The 15,105-nt window shown below is 72.2% G+C and carries 14 protein-coding genes; 9 read left to right on the forward strand and 5 right to left on the reverse strand.

All coding sequences use genetic code 11. The annotated features are described in order from the left end of the window. The first annotated feature begins 45 nt into the window (after positions 1-45). From ACFZAM_RS30355 to ACFZAM_RS30380, 6 genes are all read left to right on the forward strand, one after another. The gene (locus ACFZAM_RS30355) at positions 46-1,746 is read left to right on the forward strand and encodes an ATP-binding cassette domain-containing protein (protein ID WP_391050579.1); all 1,701 of its coding nucleotides are present in this window, start codon (positions 46-48) and stop codon (positions 1,744-1,746) included. Beyond that, positions 1,743-2,927, forward strand: coding sequence for an ABC transporter permease (locus ACFZAM_RS30360; protein WP_391050522.1), 1,185 nt, complete (start codon positions 1,743-1,745; stop codon positions 2,925-2,927). Before ACFZAM_RS30355 ends, ACFZAM_RS30360 begins: the two co-directional genes overlap by 4 nt. Next, the gene (locus tag ACFZAM_RS30365; protein WP_355336893.1) at positions 2,924-4,213 is read left to right on the forward strand and encodes an ABC transporter permease; all 1,290 of its coding nucleotides are present in this window, start codon (positions 2,924-2,926) and stop codon (positions 4,211-4,213) included. Before ACFZAM_RS30360 ends, ACFZAM_RS30365 begins: the two co-directional genes overlap by 4 nt. After that, a complete protein-coding gene (locus tag ACFZAM_RS30370) occupies positions 4,210-4,635 on the forward strand; it encodes a cytidine deaminase (protein ID WP_355336894.1) in 426 nt (141 codons plus the stop codon). The genes ACFZAM_RS30365 and ACFZAM_RS30370 overlap by 4 nt, the downstream gene beginning before the upstream one ends. Positions 4,636-4,668: 33 nt before the next feature. After that, the gene (locus ACFZAM_RS30375; protein ID WP_391050524.1) at positions 4,669-5,946 is read left to right on the forward strand and encodes a thymidine phosphorylase; all 1,278 of its coding nucleotides are present in this window, start codon (positions 4,669-4,671) and stop codon (positions 5,944-5,946) included. 559 nt (positions 5,947-6,505) lie between these two features. Continuing rightward, on the forward strand, positions 6,506-6,943 hold the full coding sequence (locus ACFZAM_RS30380; protein WP_391050526.1) for a DUF4232 domain-containing protein: 438 nt from the start codon (positions 6,506-6,508) through the stop codon (positions 6,941-6,943). Here the strand turns inward: ACFZAM_RS30380 and ACFZAM_RS30385 are convergent. Beyond that, the gene (locus ACFZAM_RS30385) at positions 6,915-8,186 is read right to left on the reverse strand and encodes an MFS transporter (RefSeq protein ID WP_391050527.1); all 1,272 of its coding nucleotides are present in this window, start codon (positions 8,184-8,186) and stop codon (positions 6,915-6,917) included. The genes ACFZAM_RS30380 and ACFZAM_RS30385 overlap by 29 nt on opposite strands. Before the next feature lie 98 nt (positions 8,187-8,284). On the opposite strand from ACFZAM_RS30385, the gene ACFZAM_RS30390 reads away from it, so the two are divergent. After that, positions 8,285-9,220, forward strand: coding sequence for a LysR substrate-binding domain-containing protein (locus tag ACFZAM_RS30390; protein ID WP_391050528.1), 936 nt, complete (start codon positions 8,285-8,287; stop codon positions 9,218-9,220). 380 nt (positions 9,221-9,600) lie between these two features. Here ACFZAM_RS30390 and ACFZAM_RS30395 read toward each other — a convergent pair whose 3' ends face one another. Continuing rightward, the gene (locus tag ACFZAM_RS30395) at positions 9,601-10,386 is read right to left on the reverse strand and encodes an alpha/beta hydrolase (RefSeq protein WP_391050530.1); all 786 of its coding nucleotides are present in this window, start codon (positions 10,384-10,386) and stop codon (positions 9,601-9,603) included. Positions 10,387-10,486: 100 nt separating this feature from the next. Here ACFZAM_RS30395 and ACFZAM_RS30400 point away from each other — a divergent pair, with 100 nt between their 5' ends. Together ACFZAM_RS30400 and ACFZAM_RS30405 are read left to right on the forward strand one after the other, a co-directional pair. Further along, positions 10,487-11,656 (forward strand): adenosine deaminase, encoded by a 1,170-nt coding sequence (locus ACFZAM_RS30400; RefSeq protein ID WP_355336900.1) that lies wholly within the window; start codon positions 10,487-10,489, stop codon positions 11,654-11,656. A gap of 92 nt (positions 11,657-11,748) precedes the next feature. Then, positions 11,749-12,105: an ATP-binding protein gene (locus tag ACFZAM_RS30405; protein WP_355336901.1), complete on the forward strand. Its 357-nt coding sequence runs from the start codon at positions 11,749-11,751 to the stop codon at positions 12,103-12,105. A 180-nt stretch (positions 12,106-12,285) separates the two neighbouring features. On the opposite strand, the gene ACFZAM_RS30410 is transcribed toward ACFZAM_RS30405, so the two are convergent. From ACFZAM_RS30410 to ACFZAM_RS30420, 3 genes are all read right to left on the reverse strand, one after another. After that, on the reverse strand, positions 12,286-12,774 hold the full coding sequence (locus ACFZAM_RS30410; RefSeq protein WP_355336902.1) for a VanZ family protein: 489 nt from the start codon (positions 12,772-12,774) through the stop codon (positions 12,286-12,288). Positions 12,775-12,819: 45 nt separating this feature from the next. Beyond that, positions 12,820-13,419: a hypothetical protein gene (locus tag ACFZAM_RS30415; RefSeq protein WP_391050533.1), complete on the reverse strand. Its 600-nt coding sequence runs from the start codon at positions 13,417-13,419 to the stop codon at positions 12,820-12,822. Between the two features lie 116 nt (positions 13,420-13,535). Beyond that, positions 13,536-15,065, reverse strand: a complete 1,530-nt coding sequence (locus ACFZAM_RS30420) for an ATP-binding protein (RefSeq protein ID WP_391050581.1) — start codon at positions 15,063-15,065, stop codon at positions 13,536-13,538. Positions 15,066-15,105: the final 40 nt, after the last annotated feature.

The following is a 15,105-nucleotide window of genomic DNA, read 5'->3' on the forward strand; positions in this document are numbered from 1 at the left end:
CACAACTACGCGCGTAGAGTGCCATTTCCGCGATACGTTCACGCGATACCTTCACCCCACCCGCCCTGCCGCTCCGAGCCTTTCCCCCCAGGAGAGTGCGTCATCAACGCGTCCACGAGTCCACCCGCCGCCCCGGCCCCCGGCCGGTCCGCCGCGCCGCCCGCCGTCGAACTGCGCGGCATCACCAAGCGGTTCCCCGGCGTCGTCGCCAACCACGACATCGACATCACTGTGCGCAGCGGCACCGTGCACGCCCTCGTGGGCGAGAACGGCGCCGGCAAGTCCACCCTGATGAAGATCCTCTACGGCATGCAGAAGCCCGACGAGGGCACCATCGCCATCGACGGCGAGGTGGTGACGCTCGGCGACCCCGGCGACGCCATCGCCCGCGGGATCGGCATGGTGCACCAGCACTTCATGCTCGCCGACAACCTCACCGTGCTGGAGAACACCGTCCTCGGCAGCGAGGGCCTGCACGGCATCGGCGGCAAGGCCCGCGCCCGGATCAAGGAGCTGTCCGACGCCTACGGCCTCGGCGTACGCCCCGACGTCCTGGTCGAGGACCTGGGCGTCGCCGACCGGCAGCGGGTGGAGATCCTCAAGGTCCTCTACCGCGGCGCCCGCACGCTGATCCTGGACGAGCCGACCGCCGTCCTGGTGCCGCAGGAGGTCGACGCGCTCTTCGAGAACCTGCGCGGACTGAAGGCCGAGGGCCTGACCGTCATCTTCATCTCGCACAAGCTCGGCGAGGTGCTGTCGGTCGCCGACGTCATCACCGTCATCCGGCGCGGCACCACCGTCGGCGAGGCGGACCCGGGGACCACCACGGCCAAGCAACTCGCCGAGCTGATGGTCGGCAGCGAACTGCCCTCGCCCGAGACCCGCGAGTCGACCGTCACCACCGAGCCGATGCTCACCGTGGACGGGCTGCGGCTGGGCACCGTCGACCTCGACGGCATCGAGCGCAAGGTGCTCGACGACATCTCCTTCACCATCCACAAGGGCGAGATCCTCGGCATCGCGGGCGTCGAGGGCAACGGCCAGGCCGAACTGGTCGAGGCCATCATGGGCATGCGGGAGCTGGACTCCGGCGGCCTCGTGCTCGACGGCAGCGACATCGCCCACGTGCCGACCCGCAAGCGGCGCGAGGACGGCATCGGCTACATCCCCGAGGACCGGCACCGGCACGGCCTGCTGCTGGAAGCGCCGCTGTGGGAGAACCGCATCCTCGGCCATGTCACCGAGCGCCCCAACAGCCGCGGCTTCCTGATCGACTCCGGCGCCGCCCGCCGCGACACCGAGCGGATCGTCAAGGAGTACGACGTCCGTACCCCCGGCATCGAGGTCACCGCGGCCTCGCTGTCCGGCGGCAACCAGCAGAAGCTGATCGTCGGCCGCGAGATGAGCCACCTGCCCAAGCTGCTGATCGCCGCGCACCCCACCCGGGGCGTGGACGTCGGCGCGCAGGCGCAGATCTGGGACCAGATCCGTGAGGCCCGCCGCGAGGGTCTGGCGGTGCTGCTGATCTCCGCCGACCTCGACGAGCTGATCGGCCTGTCCGACACTCTGCGCGTCATGTACCGGGGACGGCTCGTCGCCGACGCCGACCCCGCCACCATCACCCCGGAAGAGCTGGGATCCGCGATGACCGGTGCCGCCAGCGGCCATCTCGAACACGGGGCCGGGACCGACACCTCGGCCGTCTCAGAGGACCGGCCCAAGAAGCTCGGGGGAGAGGACCGATGAAGAAGTTCGACAAGGACCGGCTGGCCCTGGGCGTCGCCGCCCCCGTGCTCGCCGTCGTCGGCGCGCTGGCGGTCACCGCCCTGGTGCTGCTGGCCACCGGCAAGGAGCCGTTCCACGCGTTCGACGTGATGGTGAACTACGGCAGCAAGACCGACAGCCAGGTCTACATCCTCAACAAGGCGACCACGTACTACCTCGCGGGTCTCGCGGTGGCGGTCGGCTTCCGGATGAACCTGTTCAACATCGGTGTGGACGGCCAGTACCGGCTCGCGGCCTTCTTCGCCGCCGCCGCGGGCGGCGCGATGTCGATCCCCGGCATCATCCAGATCCCGGTCATCATCCTCACCGCCATGGTCGTCGGCGCGCTGTGGGCGGCCATCGCGGGTGTCCTCAAGGTGACCCGGGGGGTCAGCGAGGTCATCTCCACGATCATGCTGAACTCCCTCGCGGGCATCGTGATCGGCTACTTCCTGCGCGACGGACGGCTCGGCGTCACCGACAAAGCGGCGAACATGATCTCCACCAAGCCGCTGCCGTCCTCCAGCCACCTGTTCAACTTCACCACCTCCACCGACCCGGTCTTCGGCTTCATCGTCTTCGCGGTGCTGGCCGGTGTCATCTACTGGTTCGTGCTCTCGCGCACCCGCTTCGGCTTCGACCTGCGCGCGGTCGGCCGCTCGGAGTCCGCCGCCGAGGCCAGCGGCGTCAGCGTCAAGAAGATGGTCGTCACCAGCATGCTGATCTCCGGCGCGATGGCCGGACTCGTCGGCATGCCGACCCTGCTCAACCAGTCGTACGAGTACGGCACGGACTTCCCGACCGGTATCGGCTTCACCGGTATCGCGGTCGCCCTGCTCGGCCGCAACAACCCGATCGGCATCGGCATCGGCGCCCTGCTCTGGGCCTTCCTGGAGCGGGCCTCCAACGGCCTGGAGTTCGAGGGGTACGACAAGGAGATCGTCGGCGTCATCCAGGGCGTCATCGTCCTGGCCGTCGTCATCGCCTACGAACTGGTCCGCCGCTACGGCATCACCCGCCAGCAGCGCCAGGTGGGCGCGGAACTCGCCGCGGCGTCCGGTCCGGGCAACGGAACAGGCCCCGGCACCGGCAACGGTTCAGGCAACGGCACCGGCAATGGCCCCGACTCCGGCCCCGACGACAAGCAGGAGGTGACGGCGTGACTGCCACCGCTACCCAGACCCCGCCGCCGGCCGCGCCGCGCGTGACCAACGGCGGCAAGGCGCCCCGGCTCAAGCTCACCTTCCCGGTGATCCTGCTGATGATCGCCGCCGCGCTGATCGTCGTCTCCCTGGTCCGGATCATCACCGGCGCGAACGACATCACCTCCGACGGCCAGATCGCCGGAGCGCTCGCCGGCGCCGTACCGATCGGCCTGGCAGGACTCGCCGGCCTGTGGTCCGAGCGGGCCGGTGTGGTCAACATCGGCCTCGAGGGCATGATGATCCTCGGCGCCTTCTTCGGCGCGGCGGTGGGCTGGCAGACCGACCCGTGGCTCGCCGTCCTGGCCGGTGTGCTCGGCGGCGCGGCGGGCGGCCTCGTGCACGCGATCGTCACCGTCACCTTCGGTGTCGACCACATCATCGCCGGTGTCGCCATGAACATCCTCGCCACCGGCGTCACCGCGTACCTCGCCAAGCGCTGGTTCACCGTCGGCGAGGCGGCCTCCAAGGGCGGCAGCCCCAAGCAGTCCCCGCCGATGGACTCCATCAAGTCCTTCACCGTGCCCGGACTCTCGCACTGGCTGGCCACCGTCGAGAACCACCACTGGTTCCTGATCTCCGACGTGGCGGGCATCCTCGGCGGCCTGGTCACGCACATCTCGTCGCTGACCATCCTCACGCTGGTGCTCTTCGTCGCCACCTTCTTCGTGCTGTGGCGCACCGCCTTCGGCCTGCGGCTGCGGTCCTGCGGCGAGAACCCGGTCGCCGCCGAATCCCTCGGCGTCAACGTGTACTTCTACAAGTACATGGCCGTCATCGTCTCCGGCGGCCTCGCCGGACTCGGCGGCGTCTTCCTCGCCATCGGCACGCACTTCTACCTCGCGGGCCAGACCGGCGGACGCGGCTACATCGGTCTCGCCGCCATGATCTTCGGCAACTGGCGCCCCGGCGGACTCGCCATGGGCGCGGGCCTGTTCGGATACGCCGACAGCCTCCAGCTCCGCAACGGCAGCTCCTCCGTGCACGCCCTGCTGCTCCTGCTCGCGCTGCTGCTGCTGGCCATGGCCGCCTGGAAGTTCTTCCGCAAGTCCTACGTGCCCGCCGCCGTCGCCCTGGGCTTCGCCGTCCTGCTCGCCGTCTGGTACGCGCTGACCGACTCCGTCCCCGACGAGGTCGTCCAGGCCACGCCGTACGTCGCCACGCTGCTCGTCATGGGCCTGTCCGCACAGCGGCTGCGCATGCCGAAGGCGGACGGGGTCCCGTACCGGAAGGGGGAGGGCGGATGACGCCTCCCGTCACCGACCCGGCCGCCGTCGACTGGGACCGCCTGCGGTCCGCCGCCCGGGAGATCATGGAGAAGGCGTACGCGCCCTACTCCGGTTTCCCGGTCGGCGCCGCGGCGCTGGCCGTCGCCGACGACGGCACGGTCCGTACGGTCGTCGGCTGCAACGTCGAGAACGCCGCGTACGGGGTCGCGCTGTGCGCCGAGTGCGGGCTGGTCTCGGCGCTGCACGCCTCGGGCGGCGGCAGACTGACCGCCTTCACCTGCTCCGACCTGCGCGGCAACCTGTTGATGCCGTGCGGGCGGTGCCGCCAACTGCTGTGGGAGAACGGCGGGCCCGGCCTGCTGGTCGACACCGCGGGCGGCATCCGGCCGATGAGTGAGATCCTGCCGGACGCGTTCGGCCCGGAAGACCTGAACCGCTGACGCGGTTGAACCGCTACACCGCTAGGACTATTCGTGGACGTCATTTCCGTCATCCGTACCAAGCGGGACCGCCAGAGGCTGAGCGACGACCAGATCGACTGGGTCATCGACGCCTACACGCGCGGTGCCGTCGCCGACGAGCAGATGTCGGCGCTCGCCATGGCCATCCTGCTCAACGGCATGGACCGCGCCGAGATCGCCCGCTGGACCGCCGCGATGATCGACTCCGGTGAGCGGATGGACTTCTCGGCGCTCACCCGCCCCACCGCGGACAAGCACTCCACCGGCGGCGTCGGCGACAAGATCACGCTGCCGCTGGCCCCGCTGGTCGCCGCGTGCGGCGCCGCCGTCCCGCAGCTCTCCGGGCGCGGCCTCGGGCACACCGGGGGCACCCTCGACAAGCTCGAATCCATCCCCGGCTGGCGCGCCTCGATCTCCAACGAGGAGATGCTGGCCGTCCTGGACGACGTCGGCGCCGTCATCTGCGCCGCCGGGGACGGGCTCGCGCCCGCCGACAAGAAGCTGTACGCGCTGCGCGACGTGACCGGGACGGTCGAGGCCATCCCGCTGATCGCCTCCTCGATCATGTCCAAGAAGATCGCCGAGGGCACCGGGTCGCTCGTGCTCGACGTCAAGGTCGGCTCCGGCGCCTTCATGAAGTCCCTCGAGGACGCACGGGAGTTGGCGTCCACCATGGTCGGGCTCGGCACCGACCACGGCGTCCGCACGGTCGCCCTGCTCACCGACATGTCCGTACCCCTCGGGCTCACCGCGGGCAACGCGCTCGAAGTCCGCGAATCCGTCGAGGTGCTGGCCGGTGGCGGCCCCGCCGATGTCGTCGAGCTGACCCTGGCGCTCGCCCGCGAGATGCTGGCCGCCGCCGGGCTTCCCGACGCCGACCCCGCCAAGGCGCTCGCCGACGGCTCCGCCATGGACGTCTGGCGCCGCATGATCCGCGCCCAGGGCGGTGACCCTTCCGCTCCGCTCCCGGTGGCCCGCGAAACCCTCGTCGTCCCCGCGCCCGCCTCCGGCGTCCTCACCTCCCTCGACGCCTACGCCGTCGGCGTCGCCGCCTGGCGGCTCGGCGCCGGCCGCGCCCGCAAGGAGGACTCCGTCCAGGCGGGGGCCGGGGTCGAGCTGCACGCCAAACCGGGCGACTCCGTCGTAGCGGGCCAGCCCCTCCTGACCCTCCACACCGACACGCCGGAAAAGTTTCCGTACGCGGAGGAAGCCCTCGACGGCTCCTTCTCCGTTGCCCCGGAGGGTGCCTCCTTCTCCCCCCGCCCGATCATCCTCGACCGCATCGTCTAGGCCCCGGCACCGGGCCCGCTGCCTCTGCGCAGGGCCTGGTTTTTAGGGGCGCGGGGGGGCGCGGTGCCTTTGCGCAGGGCCTGGTTTTTAGGGGCGCCGGTGGCGCGGTGCCTTTGCGCAGGGCCTGGCCTTTAGGGGTGCGGGGAACTGCGCGACAAGCCACGACGTGCGTGCACGTCACCACCCGCCCCAGAGGGGCAGTTCGGTTGTCCCCGGACCACCGGCCGGTGGGGGCGGGCCGCGCAGTTCCCCGCGCCCCTTAAAGGATCGGCCCACCGCCCTGGGTGAAGGGGGCGTCCGGGGCCGCGCCCCTAAAGGATCGGCCCACCGCCCCGGGTGGAAGGGGCGTCGGGGCCGCGCCCCGTAGAAGATCGGCTCACCGCCCCGGAGGGGCTCCCCGGGGATGTGTCAGGATCGGCGGATGGTGGGGATGAGGACGTGGGCGGTGGCGGCGGCGGCCGCAACGGTGTTGGCGGTGGGCGGGTGCGGGACGGACGCGGGGTCCGAGGCGGCCGTGGGGCTGCCGACGGACGCGGCACCCCCCGCGCCGGCGCCGGTGGTGACGGAACCGCCGTGTCCGGAGGGCGGCCTGGCCGTCACCGGTGAGGAACCGGACGCCGCGATGGGCCTGCGGGCGATGGCCGTCTACGTGACGAACTGCGGGAAGTCGCCGCGCACGGTGGAGGGTTACCCGCGGACGTATGTCCTGGACAAGGCGCGCGAGCGCCTGAAGGTGACGGTCCATCAGGGCTTGTCGATCACGACCGGCATCGACGACCCGGCCCCGACACATATCGAACTGCGGCCGGGACAGCGGGCGTTGACAGTGCTGGTGTGGCGCAACACGGTGACGGACATCACGGTCGCGGCGAGCACGGGCGAATACCTGGAGATCACGCCGGTCAAGGACGCCCCGCCCCAACGCGTCACGATGATGGTCGACTTGGGCACCACCGGAAAGCTGGACGTCACGGCGTGGCGGCGCCCGGCCGCCTGAGCGCGAGGCCCGCGACGAGCCCGACGGCGCCGACGGTCGCCAGCGCGAGCGACACCGTCGCGCCCCACCCCCCGGCGTGGAACGCGCCGGCGCCGAGCGTGCCGCCGAGGCTGTTGCCGATGTAGTACGCGGTCAGGTAGAGCGCGGACGCCTGCGCGCGGCCCGTGAGGGCCGTCCGGCTGACCGCGCCGGAGGCGGCCGAGTGGCCGGTGAAGAAACCGGCCGTGACCAGGACGAGCCCGAGCAGGATCAGGGCCAGGGACCCGGACAGGGTGAGCAGCAGCCCGGCGGCGCACAGTACGGCGGCGACGGTGAAGGCGCCGCGCAGGCCCGTACGGGCGAGGAGCGCGCCGGACGCGGCGGAGGCGGCCGTACCGACGAGGTAGACGAGGAAGATCGCGCCGACGGCGGTCTGGGAGAGGCCGAAGGGCGCGGCGGTCAGCCGGTAGCCGAGGACGGTGTAGACGGCGCCGAAGACCGCCATGAAGAGCAGGCCGATCGCGTAGAGGCCGCGCAGCAGCGGGTCGCCGAGGTGCCCGGTGACCGTGCGCCACAGCGCGGCCGGACGCACGGGTCCCGGCGTGAAGTGCCGGGCGGGCGGCACGAGCAGCCGGAAGGCGACCGCGCAGGCCAGCGCCGACAGGCCGACGGCGAAGAGCGCGGCGCGCCAGCCGAACGCCTCGGAGAGGACCCCGCCGACGACGCGCGAGCTCATGCCGCCGATGGAGTTGCCCGCCACGTACAGGCCGATCGCGGAGGGGACGGCGGCCGGGTGGACCTCCTCGGCGAGATACGCCATCGCGGTCGCGGGCAGCCCGGCGAGCGCCACGCCCTGCACGGCGCGCAGCGCGACGAGGACGGCCAGGTCGGGCGCGAAGGGCACGGCGAGGGCGAGCAGCGAGGCGGCGAAGACGGAGGCCGTCATCACCGGCGTACGGCCGTACTTCTCGCTGAGGGCGCTGACCGGCAGGAGCGCGACGGCCAGCGCGGCCGTCGTCGCCGAGACGGTGAGGCTGGCCCGCGCGGGGCTCAGCGACAGGCCGGAGGACAGGGCGGGCAGCAGCGCCTGCGTGGAGTAGAGCAGGGCGAAGGTGGCCAGTCCCGCGGCGAACAGCGCGAGGTTGGCGCGGCGGTAGCCGGGGGAGCCGGGGCGGAGCCGGTCATCGGCCGTGGTGGCGGCCTGCGTTCGGGCTCGGGCGTTCGCGCGGGTCGCGGCGACCGCCCCGGTATCGGCGGGTGACATGTCACGACCGTAGGGGCGTCCACATTTATGCGTCCAATGCACAGATCGTGCATGATTGATGCACTGGTGCATGAGCGCAGGTGGAGGGGGCATATACGGTGGCCGACACAGCCGGTACGAGGCCGGACCCGGAGTCCTGGGGCGCGCTGCTGGCACCGCGCCTCGCGCAGTTCGCGGCCGTGGCGCGGCACGAGCATGTGACGCGCGCCGCCCAGGAGTTGGGCATGCCGCAGTCGACGCTCAGCCGCGCGCTGGCCCGCCTCGAAGCCGATCTCGGTGTCGCCCTCTTCGCCCGCCACGGCCGCGCCGTCCGCCTCACCCGCGCCGGGGTCACCTTCCGCGCCGCCGCCGAGCGGGCGCTCGCCGAGGTGGAACGGTCCGCCGAGTCCGTACGCCTCGACGCCGATCCCGACAGCGGGCGGGTCGCCTTCGGGTTCCTCCACACGCTCGGGCCCGAGACCGTCCCCTCCCTCCTGCGCGCCTTCCGCGCCGAGTATCCGCGCGTCCGCTTCCAGCTCGTGCAGACGTACGGCGAGGCCATGCTGGAGCGCCTGCGGCTGGGCGAACTCGACCTCTGCCTGACGTCCCCGCCGCCGGACGAGGCGGGTCTCGTCGTCCGCAAACTCGACGAGCAGCGGCTGCGGCTCGTCGTCCCCGCCGGGCACCGGCTCGCCGGCCGCAAGCGCGTGCGGCTCGCCGAGGCCGCCGCCGAGGTGTTCGTCACGCTCGAACCGGGCTACGGGCTGCGGCGCATCACCGACGCCTTGTGCGCCGAGGCCGGGTTCACGCCGAGGGTCGCCTTCGAGGGCGAGGAGGCCGAGACGCTGCGCGGCCTGGTCGCCGCGGGTCTCGGCGTCGCTGTCCTCCCGCCACCCGCCGTGCCCCGCCCGGGCGTTGCCGAACTCGACCTCACCGGCCGCAGAGCCGTCCGTGAGATCGGCCTCGCCTGGCTCGACGGTGCCCCGGCCCCGCCCCCGGTCGCGGCTTTCCGTGCCTTCCTGCTCGCCCAGACGGGCACCCTTCTGCCGGCCTGAGCCGGTCTCCTGCGGAGGGCGAAGCCCGACGCCTTTGGGGCGCGGCCCCTGTACGGTTCCTTGGCGTGGGACGCCAGCCCATGTTTTTTAGGGGCGCGGGGAACTGCGCGCTCAGCCACGACGGCGGCGCGGGTAAACAACCGCCCCAGTGGGGCAGACGCTGTGCGTTTCGCGACCACCGGCCTGTGGTGGGCTGGCCGCGCAGTTCCCCGCGCCCCTACGGGGCACTCACCTCCGTCCGCGCGGCGCAGTTCCCCGCGCCCCTACGGGGCACTCACCTCCGTCCGCGCGGCGCGCGTCCCCGCGCCCCTACGGGGCACGTACCTCCGCCAGGCGCGGGAACAGGGGCCTCGCCCCTGACGGGGCCGTAAGGGGGCGGGTCAGACGCGGAGGGACTTGCCGAAGCCGGAGGCCAGGGGCATGCGGAGGCCGAGAGGCGGCGGAGCCGCGAGGGCGTCGGCGATGGGCCGGGCGTGGGGCCGGTCGAGAAGGGAGCCGAGGACGAAATCGGAGGTGAGGGCGAAGACCTCGCTGCGGTGCTGGTGGAGGCCGTGACCGTCGGAGTGCACCTCGAAGCGGCAGGTGTCGCGGTTGACCTTCTTGAGGCGTTCGGCGAAGCCGTAGGAGATGTCGGGCGCGGTGGACTCGTCCTCGGTGCCGTGGACGAGCAGCACGCGCCGCCCGATGAGCTGCTTGACCGGCTCGGGCTCGGCACCGCGCGGCAGCCACGGAGAGAGCGCGACGACGGAGGTCACGGCGGGGTGACCGGCGGCGTGGAGGGCGGCCCGCGCGCCCATGTCCATGCCGACGAGGCAGACGGGCACGTCACCGTAGCGCCGTACGGCCTCGCCGACCGCCCACTCGGCGTCCTCGGCCGGATGCGCGTGACCGCCGTTCCAGCCGCGGAAGCGGTAGTGCACGACGTGCGCGGCCACCCCGTCGGCGGCCCCCTCGCGGACGAGATGGCGGGCCAGCGGCCACATGACGGCCGCCGCCACCGGGGAGCGGCGCCGGGTGCTCAGCGCGTCACCGCCGGGCAGGGCGAGCACGACGGCGCGCACCGTGGCGCCGGTATCGTGTTCGCGCTGCCTCGGCGCGGGCACCAGCCCGGACGGCACCGGGCGGCCCAATCGTGCGCCACGCGCCGGTAATGCTTGGGAAGCCATGGCGCAACGATGGCAGACGCAGGGGTGTGCACTGTATGGCCGGGCGGAAAATTGTTGGGCGCAGCGCGATATCTACGCGCGTAGGGGCTATCGTTTGAGCATGCAGAACCCCAAACCGAGCACTCCCACCCCGGAACAGATCCGCCGCGCCCCCAAGGCGCTGCTCCACGACCACCTCGACGGCGGCCTGCGCCCGGGCACGATCGTGGACATCGCGCGCGCGACCGGTTACGACGCGCTGCCCGAGACCGATCCGGACAAGCTCGGCGCGTGGTTCCGCGAGGCCGCCGACTCCGGTTCGCTGGAGCGGTATCTGGAGACGTTCGCGCACACCTGCGCCGTGATGCAGACGCGGGACGCGCTGGTACGGGTCGCCGCCGAGTGCGCGCAGGACCTGGCGGCCGACGGCGTGGTCTACGCCGAGATCCGGTACGCGCCCGAGCAGCACCTGGAGCGCGGCCTGACCCTCGAAGAGGTCGTCGAGGCGGTCAACGAGGGCTTCAGGGAAGGCGAGCGCCGGGCGCGCGAGGACGGCCACCGGATTCGCGTCGGCGCGCTGCTGACCGCGATGCGGCACGCCGCCCGCTCCCAGGAGATCGCCGAACTGGCCAACCGCTACCGGGACCTGGGCGTCGTCGGCTTCGACATCGCGGGCGCCGAGGCCGGTTACCCGCCCACCCGGCACCTGGACGCCTTCGAGTACCTGAAGCGCGAGAACAACCACTTCACGATCCACGCGGGCGAGGCGTTCGGCCTGCCGTCCATCTGGCAGGCGCTCCAGTGGTGCGGCGCCGACCGGCTCGGGCACGGCGTGCGGATCATCGACGACATCTCCTCCGACGGGCGCGGCGACCAGGTCAAGCTCGGCCGCCTGGCGTCGTACGTGCGCGACAAGCGCGTGCCGCTGGAGATGTGCCCCACCTCCAACCTCCAGACCGGCGCGGCCAGCTCGTACGCCGAGCACCCGATCGGTCTGCTGCGGCGGCTGCACTTCCGGGTCACCGTCAACACCGACAACCGGCTGATGTCCGGCACCAGCATGAGTCAGGAGTTCGAGCACCTCGTGGAGGCGTTCGACTACACCCTCGATGACATGCAGTGGTTTACCGTCAATGCGATGAAATCAGCGTTCATCCCTTTCGATGAACGTCTGGCCATGATCAATGAGGTGATCAAGCCGGGGTACGCGGAGCTGAAGGCCGAGTGGCTGTTCCGGCAGTCGGCCGCCGCACCGACCCTGGCCAGCGATTCCGTGCCCGACGAGGGCTGACGGAACACCTTCACGGCGCGGCCGGCCCGAGGGGTGACGGCCGCGCCACGCCGTTTGCACGGCCGGTCAACATCTGACTACGTTCCGAAGTCATGCAGACCCGTACCCAGAAGACCCTCGCCACCACCGTGCTCGGCCTCGCCTTCGCCGCCGCCGCGGCGGGCACCGCCTCCGCGGCCTCCCTCCCGGCCCTGCCGATCACCGACCAGGCCGGTTCGCTGCTCGGCCACGCCGGTTCGCCCACCGTGCTCGACGGGACTCCGGTCGGCACCGCCGCCAAGCTCCTGCCCGGCGCCGCCGACAGCGCCAACGGCGCGCAGCAGGCGCTGACCAACGGCACCTCCGCGCTCCCCGGCAACCCGGGCAAGCTGCTGCCCTCCGGCAACCAGGTCAGCCCGGCGAACGGCCTCCTCGGCGGCCTCCCGGTCGGCGGCCTCACCGGCAAGTAGGCCGCGGACACGTCGGCGCGGAGATACGCGGACACGTCGGCGCGTCTCCACGTACGCACGTCGGCACGTCGGCGCGTCTCCGCGTCGGCACGGAGCAAGCAGGCAGGCACCGGCCGGAGTACGTACCGCCTCGGCGCGTACCGCCTCCGCGCGTACCGCCTCGGTACGTCGGCCGACCGGTCAGACCCCCACGGGCCGCGCCCCCGCCGAGCGATCCTCGGCAGGGGGCGCGGCCCGCTTGCGTGCCTCGCGCCTGCGCAGCGCGCGCCGCGCGGGCGGCACCACCAGGAGGTGCGCCAGCGCCACGCCCGCCGTGTTGAGCAGCAGCGCGTCCACGTCGAAGAGCTGGCCCGGCACCATCGTCTGAAGGAATTCCAGGGTCAGCGACACCATCAGCGAGGCGAAGACCGTCCGCGCGAAGGACGCGAAGCCCGAGGTGCGGACCCGGCCGCCCGCCATCGGCAGCAGCACGCCCAGCGGCGCGAGCAGACCCAGGCCCTCGGCGATCCGCCGGGCCGCCTCGCCCGCGCTCATCGCCAGGTCGGCGCGGATCGTGCCGAACGGCCGCAGATTCGGCGCGGGCACCCACGCCACGTAATGCGGACGCAGCAGCAGCCAGGCGACGAAAGCGAGGTACGCGGCGGTGAGCAGCAGCCCGGCCGCGCGCACCCTGAAAATGGAGCCTTCGTGCCGCACGCCCTCCAAGACGCGGCTTCACCCCACCGCGGTTCCCGCGCTGTCCGCGGCGTCCGGGCGGGTCCGCAGGTCGGGCGTGCAGGCGTAGCGGCGCGGCTTGCTGTCGGGGTCGTCGCCGCCGAGCACCACACCGCCGTCGCCGGTGACCGACGGGTCGTCGACGAGCGTGCAGACGATCTGCGCGAGCGCGAACGACGGCAGCTCGTCCACCGGCTGGTTCAGCCGCAGCGCGTTCTCGGGATCGCCCTTGAACGGCCCCAGGATCTCCAGGCTGCCCGGCACCTCGGTGGAGAAACCGGCCTGCGCCTCGGCCGACAGCGGGCTGCGCTGCAACTGCGCGACCAGCTCCCTGACCTGCGTCAGCCGGTCGATCCTGCCCGGCCGCAGCGTCACATTCCGCTTGACCGGCGTGGTCTGCATGCTGCACACCAGATACACCTGGCGTACGACGGTGTCCGTCTCCGGCGCCTTGCCGTCGCGCGGCACCGCGCACGACACCCGTGACGGCGCGGGCCCCGCGTCCACCGGGACCGTGGTCGACCGGATGCCGCAGCCGCCGATCAGCGGCAGCGCGGCGAGCAGGACGACGGCCAGCACCTTGCGTGGCGCATGTCTCATCCGGCCGAGGCTCATCGGGCGGCGTCTCATCGAGCGGTGGTTCATCAGGCCGTATCTCGTCGGGCCGTATCTCGTCGGGCGGTATTTCGGCGGGCGGTATTTCGTCGGGCGGTGTCTCATCGCGCGTCACCGCCGGGCCCCTGCGACGTGCCCGTGGCGCCCGAGCCGTTCGCGCCCCCGTCGCCGTCCGCGTCGTCCTCGTCCTCGTCGGTGCGCGGCCTGACCGGCAGCCGCAGCGTGAAGACCGCGCCGCCGTCCGGGGAGTTGGCCGCCGTGATGTCGCCGCCGTGGATGTGCGCGTTCTCCATCGCGATCGACAGGCCGAGACCGCTGCCCTCGGAGCGGGCGCGCGAGGCGTCGGCCTTGTAGAAGCGGTCGAAGACATGCGGGAGGACGTCCTCGGGGATGCCGGGGCCGTGGTCGGAGACCGCGATGACGACGTCGCCGTCCGCGCCCCCCTCCCTGCGCAGGCTGACCCGGACCGGGGAACCGCCGTGCTTGAGCGCGTTCCCGATCAGATTCGCCATGATCACATCCAGCCGTCGCGGGTCCAGGGTGGCCAGCAGGCCGCGCGGCGCGTCCAGTTCGACCGAGTCGACCCACGCCCTGGCGTCCATGCAGGCCATCACCATGTCCGCGACGTCGACCTCGTCGACCCGCAGCTTCGCGGTGCCCGCGTCGAAGCGGGTGACCTCCATCAACGTCTCCACCAACTCGTTCAGCCGCCGCGTCTCGCTGACCACCAGCCGTACCGCCGGGGCGATCATCGGGTCCAGCGCCTCCGCCTCGTCCTCCAGCACATCGGTGACCGCCGTGATGGCCGTCAGCGGGGTGCGCAACTCGTGCGACATGTCGGCCACGAAGCGGCGGCTGGCCGCCTCCCGCGCGCTCAACTCCTCGACGCGGCTCTCCAACGCCTCGGCCGCGCTGTTGAACGTCCGTGACATCTCGGCGAGTTCGTCGGTGCCCGACACCTTCAGCCGGGTGTCCAGGTGGCCTTCGCCGAGCCGCTGCGCCGCCTCACCGAGCCGCCGCACCGGACGCAGAACGGTCGAGCCCGCCGCCTGGGCGAGCAGCGCGGCGCCCACCAGAGCGAGCAGGGTCGCGATCCCCAGCGACCAGGCGAGGGAGTTGAGGTCCTTGCGCTCCGCGTCCAGCGACTTGAGCATGTAGCCGGTCGCGCCGTCGTCGTTGATCCGCGCGCCCGCCACCAGATACGGGCGGCCCTGCAACGAGATCCGCATCCACCGCAGGTGGTAGCGGTTGTGGTCCTTGGCGTCCGGGGTGTTGACCGCCCGCTGCAACTGCGCAGGCACGTCGTCCAGCGTGAACACGTCCCGGTTGGAGGGCGCGGCGCACGGCGCGTTGTCCCGCGTCGTGTCGATCAGCACCACCTGGTACGTGTCGGGTCCGCCGATCCGGCCCGCCGCGGTGTTCAGCGACTCGCAGGTCGGTGAGACCGGCAGCGAGGCCGCGTTGCGCTGCAAGGAGTCACGGAAGTCGTTCAGCGCGCTGTTCTGCGCGCGGGTCAGCACCGCGTCGCGGTTGAGCCAGTACGCGATGCCGGAGACGGAGACGGCGGCCGTGAGCGCGACGGCCGCGAAGACCGCGACCAGGCGCAGCCGCAGACTCGTCCAACGCACCATGCCGGGCGACCAGTTCCAGCCCCGGTCGCGTTCCTGGCCG

The organism is Streptomyces sp. NPDC008079, assembly GCF_042957385.1.
In the GTDB taxonomy this organism is placed as follows: domain Bacteria; phylum Actinomycetota; class Actinomycetes; order Streptomycetales; family Streptomycetaceae; genus Actinacidiphila.

Excerpts from the sequence above, each read along its gene's own strand:
- ACFZAM_RS30360 (WP_391050522.1), top strand. The coding sequence starts at position 1,743 with ATGAAGAAGTTCGACAAGGACCGGCTGGCCCTGGGCGTCGCCGCCCCC.
- ACFZAM_RS30370 (WP_355336894.1), top strand. The coding sequence starts at position 4,210 with ATGACGCCTCCCGTCACCGACCCGGCCGCCGTCGACTGGGACCGCCTG.
- ACFZAM_RS30385 (WP_391050527.1), bottom strand. The coding sequence starts at position 8,186 with ATGTCACCCGCCGATACCGGGGCGGTCGCCGCGACCCGCGCGAACGCC.
- ACFZAM_RS30395 (WP_391050530.1), bottom strand. The coding sequence starts at position 10,386 with ATGGCTTCCCAAGCATTACCGGCGCGTGGCGCACGATTGGGCCGCCCG.
- ACFZAM_RS30400 (WP_355336900.1), top strand. The coding sequence starts at position 10,487 with ATGCAGAACCCCAAACCGAGCACTCCCACCCCGGAACAGATCCGCCGC.
- ACFZAM_RS30405 (WP_355336901.1), top strand. The coding sequence starts at position 11,749 with ATGCAGACCCGTACCCAGAAGACCCTCGCCACCACCGTGCTCGGCCTC.
- ACFZAM_RS30415 (WP_391050533.1), bottom strand. The coding sequence starts at position 13,419 with ATGAGACATGCGCCACGCAAGGTGCTGGCCGTCGTCCTGCTCGCCGCG.
- ACFZAM_RS30420 (WP_391050581.1), bottom strand. The coding sequence starts at position 15,065 with ATGGTGCGTTGGACGAGTCTGCGGCTGCGCCTGGTCGCGGTCTTCGCG.